11 protein-coding genes and 1 riboswitch are annotated in these 12,622 nt (G+C 73.8%); of the genes, 8 read left to right on the forward strand and 3 right to left on the reverse strand.

What is annotated here, in order from left to right; genetic code table 11:
- Positions 1 to 272 precede the first annotated feature (272 nt).
- The 5 genes from ACFWEE_RS17050 to ACFWEE_RS17070 all read left to right on the forward strand — a co-directional run bounded on the left by ACFWEE_RS17050 (position 273) and on the right by ACFWEE_RS17070 (position 5,303).
- A complete protein-coding gene (locus ACFWEE_RS17050; protein WP_386889880.1) occupies positions 273 to 533 on the forward strand; it encodes an acyl carrier protein in 261 nt (86 codons plus the stop codon).
- The gene (locus ACFWEE_RS17055) at positions 530 to 1,753 is read left to right on the forward strand and encodes a beta-ketoacyl-[acyl-carrier-protein] synthase family protein (RefSeq protein ID WP_386889882.1); all 1,224 of its coding nucleotides are present in this window, start codon (positions 530 to 532) and stop codon (positions 1,751 to 1,753) included. Before ACFWEE_RS17050 ends, ACFWEE_RS17055 begins: the two co-directional genes overlap by 4 nt.
- Positions 1,754 to 1,874: 121 nt before the next feature.
- Positions 1,875 to 2,064, forward strand: a riboswitch (cobalamin riboswitch).
- Positions 2,065 to 2,134: 70 nt separating this feature from the next.
- Complete coding sequence (locus ACFWEE_RS17060; RefSeq protein ID WP_386889883.1) at positions 2,135 to 3,346, forward strand: ABC transporter substrate-binding protein; 1,212 nt, start codon at positions 2,135 to 2,137, stop codon at positions 3,344 to 3,346.
- The gene (locus ACFWEE_RS17065; RefSeq protein WP_386889885.1) at positions 3,343 to 4,521 is read left to right on the forward strand and encodes a FecCD family ABC transporter permease; all 1,179 of its coding nucleotides are present in this window, start codon (positions 3,343 to 3,345) and stop codon (positions 4,519 to 4,521) included. Before ACFWEE_RS17060 ends, ACFWEE_RS17065 begins: the two co-directional genes overlap by 4 nt.
- The gene (locus ACFWEE_RS17070; protein ID WP_386889887.1) at positions 4,518 to 5,303 is read left to right on the forward strand and encodes an ABC transporter ATP-binding protein; all 786 of its coding nucleotides are present in this window, start codon (positions 4,518 to 4,520) and stop codon (positions 5,301 to 5,303) included. Before ACFWEE_RS17065 ends, ACFWEE_RS17070 begins: the two co-directional genes overlap by 4 nt.
- Positions 5,304 to 5,505: 202 nt before the next feature.
- Here the strand turns inward: ACFWEE_RS17070 and ACFWEE_RS17075 are convergent, their stop codons facing one another.
- Positions 5,506 to 6,522 (reverse strand): PRC and DUF2382 domain-containing protein, encoded by a 1,017-nt coding sequence (locus ACFWEE_RS17075; RefSeq protein ID WP_386889889.1) that lies wholly within the window; start codon positions 6,520 to 6,522, stop codon positions 5,506 to 5,508.
- 461 nt (positions 6,523 to 6,983) lie between these two features.
- Between ACFWEE_RS17075 and ACFWEE_RS17080 the strand changes: the two genes are divergently transcribed.
- Positions 6,984 to 7,664, forward strand: a complete 681-nt coding sequence (locus ACFWEE_RS17080; protein WP_386889904.1) for an adenosylcobinamide amidohydrolase — start codon at positions 6,984 to 6,986, stop codon at positions 7,662 to 7,664.
- 39 nt (positions 7,665 to 7,703) lie between these two features.
- Here ACFWEE_RS17080 and ACFWEE_RS17085 read toward each other — a convergent pair whose 3' ends face one another.
- Positions 7,704 to 8,960, reverse strand: coding sequence for a sulfite oxidase (locus tag ACFWEE_RS17085; RefSeq protein WP_386889891.1), 1,257 nt, complete (start codon positions 8,958 to 8,960; stop codon positions 7,704 to 7,706).
- A gap of 226 nt (positions 8,961 to 9,186) precedes the next feature.
- Here ACFWEE_RS17085 and ACFWEE_RS17090 point away from each other — a divergent pair, with 226 nt between their 5' ends.
- Positions 9,187 to 10,113 (forward strand): oxidoreductase, encoded by a 927-nt coding sequence (locus ACFWEE_RS17090; RefSeq protein ID WP_386889892.1) that lies wholly within the window; start codon positions 9,187 to 9,189, stop codon positions 10,111 to 10,113.
- A 217-nt stretch (positions 10,114 to 10,330) separates the two neighbouring features.
- Here ACFWEE_RS17090 and ACFWEE_RS17095 read toward each other — a convergent pair whose 3' ends face one another.
- A complete protein-coding gene (locus ACFWEE_RS17095; protein WP_386889894.1) occupies positions 10,331 to 11,203 on the reverse strand; it encodes an RNA polymerase sigma factor SigF in 873 nt (290 codons plus the stop codon).
- A gap of 472 nt (positions 11,204 to 11,675) precedes the next feature.
- On the opposite strand from ACFWEE_RS17095, the gene ACFWEE_RS17100 reads away from it, so the two are divergent.
- Positions 11,676 to 12,479, forward strand: coding sequence for a GNAT family N-acetyltransferase (locus ACFWEE_RS17100; RefSeq protein WP_386889896.1), 804 nt, complete (start codon positions 11,676 to 11,678; stop codon positions 12,477 to 12,479).
- Positions 12,480 to 12,622: the final 143 nt, after the last annotated feature.

Genomic DNA, 12,622 nt, shown 5'->3' on the forward strand with positions numbered 1-12,622 from the left:
CGACCGGCTCGGGAGGGAGCGCGACGGCTGCCTCTGAGGGGCGCGTCCGACGGGTGCGCGAGGCCATGGGCTCACTGGGAGTGAGGGCCGTCCTTCTGGCGTACTGGGGAACGGCCTTCGTTGTCTCGATGGGGCGGAAGAAGCCGCAGGTGGGCGTAGAGGAATCGGTTCGCCGGAAGGCGTAACCAGACGGGGCTCAGTCAGTTACCGAGATGGGCCCGCTGAACGTGCCCGCCACCCCCCAGGTATGTGCCGAATACAAGAGGAAGATCATGAAGGTCATTCATCCGAAGATCGTCGGCGTGCTGACCGATACGTTCAAGGTGCCCGCGGCCGAGATTCACCCGGAGTCCACGATGGACAGCCTGGAGATGGACTCGCTCGCGGTGGCGGAGTTCGCCGTCATCATCAAGGAAACCCTCGGCATCCACACCCCCGTCGACACCCTCCACCGGGACGCCACCCTCGCGGACATCTCGGAGTTCATCCGCACCGCCTCCCGCCGCGCGGAGCCGGTGAGCAACACCCGATGAAGAGGCCCGAGATCGCCGTCACCGGACTGGGCATGATCACCCCGGCGGGCAACGACGCGGCCTCCACCTGGGAGGGCGTGCTCGCCGGGGTGTCCTCGGCCCGTACGGTCCCCGAACTGGACGGGTGCGCGGTCGACTTCGCCTGCACGGTCACCGGCATCGACCTGGACGACGCCGTCGGCGGCCGGACCGCCTACCGGATGGGCAAGTACGTCAAGTTCGCCGTGCTCGCCGCCCGGGAGGCCGTGGCCGACGCCGGTCTGGACCCCGGCGGCTGGGACGGCTCCCGGGTCTCGGTCGTGGTCGGCACCAGCAGCGGCGGGTCGGCGGCCCTCTCCGAACAGGCCGTGGTGCTCGACCGGCTGGGGGCCGAGGCCTCCTCGCCCGCGGGCATCCTGCTCACCATCCCCAACATGCCCGCCGCGGAGATCGCGATCCAGCTCGGGGCGACCGGCCCCAGCCTCGCTCCGTGCACGGCCTGTTCGTCCGGGGTCACCGCCCTGTCGGTCGCGCGGGACATGCTGATGAGCGGCCAGTGCGACATCGCCGTCGCCGGGGCGACCGAGTCGATCGTCTTCCCGGTGGCGATGACCGGCCTGGCCAGGTCCGGGGCGGCGGCCCTGCCGGACGGCGACCCGTCGCGGCTCTGCCGCCCGTTCGCCGAGGACCGGGCGGGCCTCGTCATGGGCGAAGGGGCTGCCATCATGGTGCTGGAACGGGCTGACGACGCCCTGGCCAGGGGGGCCGTACCCAGGGCGTTGATCGCGGGCACGGGGGCCACCACCGACGCCCACCACCCCACCAGCCCGCACCCCTCCGGCAAGGTGGCCAGGGCGGCCGTCGACGCCGCCCTGCGGGACGCCGACTGGCGCGCCGAGCAGGTCGACCACGTCAACGCGCACGGCACCGCGACCCCGCTCAACGACGCCACCGAGGCCGCTCTCATCGCCCGTGCCTACCCGCACCGGCCGCCGGTCACCGCACCCAAGGGCGTGCTCGGCCACTGCATGGGGGCAGCGGGCGCCATCGAGGCCGCGCTCACCGTGCTGACCCTCCAGCACCAGCTCGTCCCGCCGATCGCCAACCTGGACGCCCCCGCGCCCGGGTTCGACATCGACTGCGTCACCAAGGCGCCCCGGCCCGTCGCCGTCCGCCGGGCCGTCAGCCACTCCTTCGGGTTCGGCGGCCACAACGCCGTGATCGCGCTGCGGCTGCCCTGATCACAGGGCCCCGGACAGCGGGCGTCGCCGGACGGTCTCCGGCGGCGCCCGCTGCCGTACCCGGCCTCCTCGGCGGCGGTCGTACGGCATCGAACGGGCATCCGGCCCGTGCGGAAGGGCGTGATAGCTTCCCAGTGCCAGTCGCACTCCACACATGGGGTCAGGGAATCCGGTGAGAGTCCGGAACTGACGCGCAGCGGTGAGGGGGACGGGCGGGGCCACGGCCACTGGGAGACCCACGGGTGTCCCGGGAAGGCGTCCCGTCCGCACGAACCCGAGTCCGAAGACCTGCTGGCGCCCTGCGGTCCGTACGGGCCGCGGTCTTCCGTACAACGGGCCCCGCGCATGGGCCCAGAGACGCCGAGGTACCCCGTGCCGTCCATGGCCGTGTTCCGACAGTCCCGCCCCTCCCGCGACGCCCGGCACGTACGCGCGCCGCGTCGTCCGGACGGACCCGCTACAGCCCGTACCGCAGCGGTCCTCCACCTCGCGAGCGCGAGCACCGGACACCGTCCGACCCGCGGTCCGGGCGGACGGCGCTCCTTCCGGAGCACGCCCGCGGCCCGGTCCGCCCGCCCCGCCGCCCTGCTGACGGTGGGGCTCCTGCTGCTGACCGCCTGCGGCGGCGCCGCCGACGACGCACCGGCCGCCGCAGGTAAGGCCGGTGACGGATACCCGGTGACGCTCCACAACTGCGGACGCACCGTCACCGTCGCCTCCGCTCCGCACCACGCGGTCTCCCTCAACCAGGGATCGACGGAGATCCTGCTCGCCCTCGGCCTCGCCGACCGGCTCGCGGCCACCGCCACCTGGACCGACCCCGTGATGAAGGGCCTGGAGAAGGCCAACGCGAAGGTCCCGAGGCTCTCCGACAACGCCCCCTCCTCGGAGAAGGTGCTGGAGCGGGAACCCGACTTCGTCAGCGCCTCGTTCGAGTCCACCCTCGGCAAGGGCGGGGTCGCGCCCCGCGAGCAGTTCGAGGACCTGGGCGTCCCCACGTACGTCTCGCCCGCCGACTGCACCGGCAAGGACAACAGCGGCGACGGCGACGGCGCCCGCTCCACCGCCCTCACCCTGGACAGCGTCTACGGCGAGATACGCGACCTGGCCCGGGTGTTCGGCGTGCCGGGGCGGGGCGAGAAGGTCATCGCCGGGCTGCGGGCCCGGGTGACGGAGGCGACGGACGGCGTCGACGCCTCGGGCACCACCCTGATGTACTGGTTCGCCAACTCCGAGGCCCCGTACCTGGCGGGCTGCTGCGGGGCGCCCGGCATCATCACCACCGAGCTCGGCGCCAAGAACGTCTTCGACGACACCCACGAGGAATGGCCCCAGATCAACTGGGAGACCATCGCCGACCGCGATCCGGACGTCCTCGTCATCGGCGACCTCACCCGCAAGTCGCAGACGGCCGAGAGCGCCGAGAAGAAGATCGAGTTTTTGGAGTCCAACCCGGTGACCAGGAACATGGACGCCGTACGGAACAAGCGGTACGTGCTGCTCAGCGGCCAGGCCATGAACCCCACCATCCGCACGGTGGAGGGCATCGAGCGCGTCGCGGCGGGGCTGCGCGAGTTCGGCCTCGCCGGATGACGGCCGACCAGGACCCGGCGGGTGCCCGCACCGTGGCGCCGGCCGGCACCCGTCCGGAGCCGGCCGACACCGGTACCCGCCGGAAGTCGGCCGACGCATCCACCCCACCGGAGCCGTCCGCGAGCACCCGTCCCGCACCGTACGGGCGGCGCACCGGCCTGCGGGCCGTGCCCGAACCGCTCCTGTGGGGCGGCGGAACGGTGCTGCTCCTGGCCTCCGTCGCGGTGGCCGTCACCATCGGCCCGGCCCGGATCTCCGTCGCCGACGTGTGGTCGGTGGTCGCCGCCCACCTGGGCCTCGGCGATACGGAGCTGAGCCCGATCCGGGACGGCATCGTCTGGGACCTCAGGATGCCGCGCACCCTGCTCGCGGCCGTCTGCGGCGCCGGGCTCGCGGTGTGCGGGACCGTCATGCAGTCGCTGCTCCGCAACCCGCTCGCCGACCCCTTCGTCCTCGGCGTCTCCTCGGGGGCGTCCACCGGCGCGGTCGTCGTCGTGGTGCTGGGCGTCGGCGGGGGAGCCGTCTCCCTCTCGGCGGGCGCGTTCGTCGGCGCGCTCGTCTCGTTCGGGCTCGTCCTCCTGCTCAGCCACACCCTCGGCGGCACCACGGACCGGGTCGTGCTCTCGGGCGTCGCGGTGATGCAGCTCTTCTCCGCGCTCACCTCGTTCACCGTGATGACCGCCGCGGACGCCGAGCAGACGCGCGGAGTGCTGTTCTGGCTGCTCGGCTCGCTCAGCGGCGTCGGCTGGACGGACGTCCAGCTCTGCACCGGCGTGGTGGCGCTCACCCTGACGATCTGCCTGGGGCACGCCCGTACGCTCGACGCCTTCGCCTTCGGTCAGGACGCCGCGGCCACGCTGGGCGTCCATGTCGCACGCACCCGGACCGTGCTGCTCTGCACCACCGCGCTGCTGACCGCCGCACTGGTCAGCTCGGCCGGGGCGATCGGCTTCGTCGGCCTGGTGCTGCCGCACGCCGCCCGGGCCCTCGCGGGCGTGGGACACCGCAGACTGCTGCCCGTCACGGCGCTGGCCGGTGCCGTCTTCCTGGTCTGGGTCGACACCCTGGCCAGGACGGTCCTGGACCCGCAGGAGGTGCCGGTCGGCGTGGTCACCGCGCTCATCGGCGTCCCGGCCTTCGTCCTGGTCCTGCACCGCACCCGGAGCGTCGTATGACCGCCCCCGCCGAGGGACTGCGGGCCGACCGGGTGAGCCGGGCCGCCGGTGGCCGCCTCATCCTCGACGGAGTGACCCTCGCCCCGCCGCCCGGCGCCACCGTCGGCCTGATCGGCCCCAACGGCTCCGGGAAATCGACCCTGTTGCGGGTGCTCGCGGGCGTCCTGCCCCCGGAGGGCGGCCTCGTCACGCTCGACGGCGAACCGCTGGCCACGACGAACCGGCGCACCGTGGCCCGGCGGGTCGCCGTCGTCGACCAGCACGCGGCGACCCAGGTCGAGCTGCGCGTCATCGACGTCGTGCGCCTCGGACGCATTCCGCACCGCCGCGCCTGGTCCGCGCCCGGGCCGGCGGACGACGAGGCGGTCCGGCAGGCCCTGGAGCGGACCGGGCTGACCGACCGCGCCGGGCAGTCCTGGCACACCCTCTCCGGCGGTGAGCGCCAGCGGGTCCAGATCGCCCGCGCCCTCGCCCAGCGGCCCCGCGAACTCCTCCTCGACGAGCCCACCAACCACCTGGACATCCAGCACCAGCTGGAGCTGCTGACCCTGGTGTCCTCGCTGCCCCTCACCTGCGTCGTCGCCCTGCACGACCTGAACCTGGCCGCGATGTTCTGCGACCTGGTCACCGTGCTGGACGGCGGACGGGTGGTCGCGGCGGGCACCCCGCACGAGGTGATCACCGAGCGGCTCATCGCGGACGTCTACCGGGTGCGGTCCGTGGTCACCGGGGACGGCCCGCGGGGGAGGCCCAGCGTGCGGTTCCTGCCCGCCGGGGCGTGACCCGAGCGGTCTGCGGGGGAGGGGCGTGGGTGGAAACAGCGCCCGGGGAGCGGGAGGCAGGGAATCAGGGTGCGGCGGAGCGCGGGCATGGAAGTGCGCGCCGGGGGAGTGGGAAGCAGGGTGCGGGGCGGAACCGTCGCCGCGGTACCGCCCCGCACCCTGCTCGTGATGGCCCTCGGTCCGCCGCCGGGGTGGCCGGAGGTCAGCGACGTCCTCCCGGCCCGAAATCACCGCCCATGTCCTTGCCGGTGCGTGATTCCGTACCGTCCGCGTAGTCGATCTTCTCCTTGCGGACCTCGGCGGAGACCTCCTTCTGCTCGGTCACCCGGTCCCTCTCCAGCCGCACCCGTTCCACGGCCACGGCCTCCTTGCGCACGGTCGCGCGCTCGGCGTGCAGGGTCACCTCGACGTCCTGCTCGCCGATGGCGGTCTGCCCGGTCACCTTCTCGCCCGGAGCCAGCGGCTCCCGGACCACGCGAACCTCCTCGTGCGAGACGGGCACCGTGCGGGTGACCTCCTCCGTCACGACGTACTTGTGCAGGCGGGCCTTCCCGCTCTCGTACTCCTCCGTGCCGACGCGCAGCTGCTCCTCGGAGCGGATGAGTTCCTCCTGGCCGGCGAGGTCCGCCTTCGACATGTCGGGAGCGGACCTCGCGCCGGCGCCCGCCAGCGGCCGTGCTCCGGCCGCTGCGTCGGTGTCCCGGTGCGTGCCGGCGCCCGTCATGCCCGTGCCGGTCATGCCCGCGGTACCGCCGGTCGCCTTTCCGGTGCCGGTGGTACGGGCCGCGCCCGCCGCCCCGGCGCCCGCAGCCGCTCCGGCGGCGCCGCCCATCGCGCCCGTCCCGGCCGTCGTCCGGCCGTCCGCGCCCATGCCCGTACCCGCGGTGCTCCTGGGCTTCCTCGTCAGCCCGTAGTGGCGGTAGAGCTCCTCCTCCTCGGCGACGGAGAGATGGGCGTCCGCGTCGACCCGGGGAGCGTCCTTGACGCTCTCCTTCGGGTGCGCCACGTGCAGGTCCGCGCCGACCCGGCGGGCTCCGGCGAGCGGAACGAAGCTCTCCTTCATCCCGAACATGCCGGTCTTGACCGTGACCCAGTCGGGCTTGCCGGTGTCGTCGTCGACGTACACCCGGCCGACACTGCCGACCTTTTCGCCCCCGTTGTCGTAGACGGTGAGACCGTCGAGCTCTCCGGAATCCGTGAAACCGTCAGCGGCTGCCATGACCGATGCCTCCTCGCCCGGACGCGTCCTGTGGTGGGTCCACTCAGGTGCGGCACGCCCGGTTCCATCGCGCCTCACCCGGATGGCCCCTGCAACCCACCGGCCGTCCGGGGCCCGGCGGACAGGGGGCGTCGTGCCCGCTCCGGCCCGCGACCGCCGGGAAAGGTGACCCGGGCCACCCATTAGGCCAGACGGGTGACGGCCGGGTGAGGAGGCGGCCCGGGGGCAGGCGGGCACACCGGCCCGCCCGTAAGCCGGCCGGACGGCGTACGGGCGCGGCCCCACGGCCCCGCGGCCGGGCGGAACCACGGCCCCGCATAGGATCGACCGGCCGTCGTCCGTACCGGCGACCGGCCGTCGTCGTCCGCACCGGCGGGCCGTCCACCGCGGCCGGCCGCCGCACACCCCGGGGAACCGCCATCGCCTCCGTACCCCTCCCGCGCCCGGCGCCGCGCGGCCTCCTGCGCACCCGGCACGAGGACGGCCACCGGCTGGGCCATCTGGTCTGGCGGCTGGCCCCCGGCAGCCGGGTCTGCAGCAGCGCGGTCCTCGGCGGCGGCATCGGCACCCGCGCCTGGATCCTCAACGCCCAGGTGCCCGGCGGGTACCCGAGGCTCGACCCCGACCGCCACCTCGCGGAGATCGCCGCGGCGGAGGGACTCGACGGACCCGGCGCCGGACTCATGACCGCCGCCGACGTGAGCGCCTACACCGAGGCGCACGACGAGGGCGTGACGGCCACCGTCACCAGTGGCCTGGGCGTACGCGGCTGGGCGGCGGCCCCGGCGCCCGGCGCGGACGGCCCGCCGCCGCCCGGAACGGTCAACATCGTCGTCGTCCTCCCGGTCGCCCTCAGCGACGCCGCCCTGGTCAACGCGGTCGCCACCGCCACCGAGGCGAAGGTACAGGCGCTGCTGGACGCCGGGTTCGACTGCTCCGGAACCCCCACCGACGCCGTCTGCGTCGCCGCGCCCGCCCCGGGCGGCGAAGGCGCGGAACCCTTCGCCGGGCCCCGGTCGCGCTGGGGTGCGCGCCTGGCGAGGGCCGTGCACGCCGCCGTACTCGACGGCGCGCTGCGCCACCCGCGCGACCCGAGCGAGCCGAGCCGGCCGGGCAGCGGGGCCGGGGCCTCGCTCCGGTAGACGTCTCTCCGACAAGCCCTCTCGCCGGCCCCGCCGCCCTCAGACCACCGTCACCGGGTGGCGCACCACGGCGTCGAAGAGGTACCCCTGCGTGTTGTACGCCGCGGCCTGCGGCTGGGTCCGCCCCGACCGGTCCGTGGCCCGCGCCAGCAGGACGCCCGGACCGGTGAGGTCCGGCACCCACGCCGCCGACCAGCGCACCCAGCTTCCGGCTCGCGGCTCGTCGCGCAGCCGGGCCCGCCGCCAGCGGACCCCGCCGTCCGTGCTGATCTCCACCGACCGCACCGGGGCGCCGCCCGACCAGGACCGCCCCGTCAGCTCGACCCGCCGGTGCGCGGTGAAGGACGCCCCGAGCGGAAGCTCGAAGGCGCTCTTGAGCGTCTGCCGGGTCAGCGGCGCGCTGCCCTCCGCGGGATGGCCGGGTCCGAACAGCCGGTAAAGGGTGGTGTTCCACGGGGACACCAGCGGCCCGGCACTCACCTCGATGTCGCCCACCCACTTGATGTTGGCGACCCCCACCCACGAGGGCACCACCAGCCGCACCGGAAAGCCGTGGTCCGGCGGCAACGGCTCGCCGTTCATCTCGTAGGCGAGCAGCACGTCGTCCAGGGCCTTGGACACCGGCAGCGGCCGGCGCACCCGCCCCAGGTTCACGCCGTCGGTCACCACCTCCGCGTCCAGACCGCGCGGCAGCACGTCGACGGCGTGCCGGGCGATGCCCGCACGGCGCAGCACGGTACGCAGCGGCACCCCGCGCCAGCGCGCGGTCCCGATCGCGCCGAGGGTCCATGCCGTGCCGCTGACCTGCTGGTTCTGCTGGGTGGTGTAGAAGCTGCGGGCGTTGCCCGCGCACTCGATGAACGTGGTGCGGGTGACCGACGGCAGGGCGCGCAGGGCGTCGTACGAGAAGTCCACCGGGGCGCCGGTCAGCCCGTCGCCCCAGACGGTGAGCTTCCAGTCGGCCGCCTCGACGCGGGGGGTCGCGGTGTGGTTCCGCACGAAGAAGCGGTCCGTGGGGGTGAGCAGCCCCGTCGTGCGCAGCGCGGCGAAGTTGGTCTCCGCGTTGGTGCCCCGGAGCGTGAACAGGTCGGCGGGCAGCGGCTTCACCACGCCGGGCAGCGACTCCGCCGCCCGAGCGGGAGTCGCGGCCGAGGCCAGCGGTACGGCCACCGAGGCGGCGGCCACCAGCCTCAGCAGGTCCCGTCGGCCGATCCCGGCGGCCCGCGCCCTGCCGTCCGCCCACTGGCGCATGCGCATCCGGTCGTACGCGGACTCGGACGGCGGGGTGTGAACCATGGGCGCTCCTCGGGGAATGCGGAGGGGTTGGTGCCGACGCGGCTTCGCCGCGGGCCGGTTACGGACCGTAGGGTGAGCCGCGTGTGCCGGGAAGGCGTTCGACCGCCCTGCCACGAACCCGCAACGCGGTGGCAACAGTCGGGGCAGGCCGCGCGGCATCCGCCGCCGACCGCGGGACGAGCCAAGGAGTTTGCCCGCACGCCCTCCGAGGACCGAACATGGCGCCATGACCTCACCCACCATCACGGCAGCGGCCTCGGGCACCTGGACCCTCGGTGACCGGAAGATCAACCGGATCGGCTTCGGCACGATGCGGCTGCCGCAGACCGGCGCCGCGTTCGATCCCGACGCCGCCCCGCGCGACCGTGACCAGGCGATCCGTGTGCTGCGCCGCGCGGTCGAACTCGGCGTCAACCACATCGACACGGCCGCGTTCTACTTCTCGCGCCTGCGCTCCGCCAACGAGCTGATCAACCGGGCGCTGGGACCCTACCCGGACGACCTCGTCATCACCACCAAGGTGGGACCGGGCCGTGGTCCGTCCGGCGAGTGGCTGCCCCACGCCACCCCGGAGCGCCTGCGCGAGCAGGTCGAGGAGAACCTGCGCCAGCTCGGCCGCGACCACCTCGACGTGGTCAACCTCCGTGTGCTGGGCCCCCATTCGATCGCCGAACGCTTCGGCGTACTGGCTGGCCTGCGCGAGGAGGGGCTCATCCGGCACCTGGGCATATCCAACGTGACCCCCGAACACCTCGTCGAGGCGCAGAAGATCGCCCCCGTGGTGTGCGTGCAGAACCTCTACGGCATCGGAGTCCGTCCCGACCAGGACGCCTTCGTCGACAGCTGCGGGGAACAGGGCGTCGCGTTCGTGCCGTTCTACTCGATCGCCGGTGCCGGTCGTGACGCGGGGGCCGGTGCGGTGAGGGAGCGGGACGAGGTGACGGCCGTCGCGCGGGCGCACGGCGCCAGTGCCGCGCAGGTCCGGCTGGCCTGGACACTGCATCGCGGCCCCCACGTGCTGGGCATCCCCGGCACCGGAGATCCGGCACACCTGGAGGAGAACGTGGCCGCCGGGGCCCTGCGGCTGACCGAGGAGGACCTGGCCCTGCTGGACGCCGCCCACCACGCGGCCGACGTTCCGGCGGAGGGCTGACCGTACCGCCGCCCAGCATGCCGCCGGGGTCCAGGCGGAGGGCTGCCGTACCGCCGCCCAGCATGCCGCCGGTGTTCCGGCCGGGGGCCGAACGAACCACCGTCACCGGATCCCGGGTCTTGGGGCCGCTCCGGGGGCGGGCACACGGCAGGGGCGCGGCCCGAAGGCCGCGCCCCTGCTCTCCGTTCCCCTCCCGGACGGTGCCCGCCCCGCCGGGTCATTCCTCCGTCAGCATTCCGTCGCGCAGCTTGCGCAGCATCCGGCTGAGCAGCCGGGACACGTGCATCTGGGAGATGCCCAGTTCGGCGCCGATCTGGGCCTGGGTCATCTCCTGGCCGAAACGCATGTCGATGATCCGGCGTTCCCGCGCGTCGAGTTGATCCATGAGCGGGGCGAGCGCCTGGAGGTTCTCCACGCCCTCCATGGCGGAGTCCGGTTCACCGAGCACGTCGGCGAAGGTCCGGCCGTTCGTGTGCGGGCGCCCCGACTCGCCGCCTTCGGTGGGCATGTCGAGCGAACCGGCGGTGTAGCCGTTCGAAGCGACGATGCCCTCCGTGACCTCCTCCGGCGACAGCCCCAGATGGTCGGCGAGCTCCTGGACCGTGGGGTCGCGGTCCAGGTCGACGGCGAGGGCGTCCTTGGCCTTGGCGAGGTCCACCCGCAGTTCCTGAAGCCGCCGGGGCACGTGGACGGCCCAGCTGGTGTCACGGAAGAAGCGCTTGATCTCGCCGACGATGTACGGCACGGCGAAGGAGGTGAACTCCACTTCGCGCGAGAGGTCGAACCGGTCGATGGCCTTGATCAGCCCGATGGTGCCGACCTGGACGATGTCCTCCATGTCGCCGCTGCCCCGGTTGCGGAACCGGCCGGCGGCGAAGCGGACGAGGGAGAGATTCATCTCGATCAGTGTGTTCCGCGCGTACTGGTACGCGTGGGTGCCCTCTTCCAGCTCCTGGAGGCGGTCGAAGAAGACCCGCGAGAGCTGACGTGCGTCCTGGGGGGCGACCTTGCCCGCGTCCTCGATCCACGGGAGCCCGTCCGTCATCTCTGTCTTGTCCACCGTGGTGGCCCGTACCGTGTGTGCGGTCATCCCTCACGCTCCCTGGTCGAATGCCCTCAGGTACTGGCACCTTCCCCGGGCTCCGGGCCTCATGCGCCGTCAGCGAAAGGGATCAGGACAGGAGTTCGGAAATGGCCGGGAATGGTCCGTGTCGGCGTCCATGCGCGGTCGCGGTCGCCTCGGTCGCCTCCTCGCGACGGCCCGCCGGTACGTCGGTACGTCGGTACGTCGGTTACGTCGGCACACGGAACCGCCCCACCGGTACGGGGGAGCCCGGTGGGGCGGTCGCCCACCAGAGTGCCACAGGCGGGCGCCGAAGGGAGCGGAACCGGCCGGGCTTCCCCTTGCCGGTGCCCGTCGGGCGGACGGGCCGGTCGCCGAGGCGTTCCACCGGGCCCCGGTGGCCGGAGCCGGGAATACATGGTCGCCGCAGGCGCTTTTCGCCAGATGCGGCGCCGTCGTCAGGCGCCCGGCCCCCGAGGACGACCGGAGCGAGGAAAGCATGTCCGAGGCATACGTCACCGATCACCGCGGAGCCCCCGCGAGCAGGGGGAGCGGCCCGGTGGGCGCCGCCGAACCATGGCGGGAGAGCTCCGGCCTTCCCCTTCACCCTCTGGACAACCCGTCCCTCTCCGCGCTGAGCGGCCCGCAGGCGCACCTCGCCGAGTGGCGGGGCCGTGTCGTCCGCTACCCCGCCGACGTGGCGCCCTGGTTCGCGCTGCCCGAGGAGCCGGACGCGGAGGACTGGGCGGACGCCGCCGCGCTCGCGGGTCCCGGCGCTTCCGTCATGCTCATGGGCGTCCGGCAGGCGCCGCCGGGGGACTGGGAGATCGGCTTCGAGGCCGACGGCGTGCAGCTGACCGGTGAGGGGCTGCGCCCGGGGGCGTACCCCGAGGCGGTGCGGCTCGGCGCCGAGGACGTCCCCGAGATGCTGGACCTGGTCGCCCGCACCCGCCCGGGTCCGTTCCTGCCCCGCACCGTCGAGCTCGGTACGTACCTGGGCGTCCGGCGCGAAGGGGTGCTGGTCGCCATGGCGGGGGAGCGGGTACGCCCGACGGGCTGGAGCGAGATCAGCGCGGTCTGCACCGACGCGTCCGTACGCGGCCAGGGCCTCGCGAGCCGGCTGGTGCTGGCCGTCGCCCACGTGATCACCGAGCGCGGCGACGTCCCGTTCCTGCACGCGGCGGCGGAGAACACCGGGGCGATCCGGCTCTACGAGTCCCTCGGCTTCCGCCTCCGCCGCACGACCCTGTTCCGGGGCGCGACGACCCCGTCGGAGCTGTCCTCCCCGGCCGTGGGCGTCTGACCCGTCGTCCGGTCGCCCCGGCGGGGCGAAGAAGCGGCGGTGGGGCGGTGAAGGGGCGGTGGGGCGGTGAAGGGGCGGTGGGGGGGGGGGGGGGCGGCGGCCCGCGGCGGTAGAAGAAAAAAACCACCCCCCCACCAAACACA

The sequence above is a fragment of the Streptomyces sp. NPDC060184 genome, from assembly GCF_042728795.1.
Classification (GTDB): Bacteria; Actinomycetota; Actinomycetes; order Streptomycetales; family Streptomycetaceae; genus Streptomyces.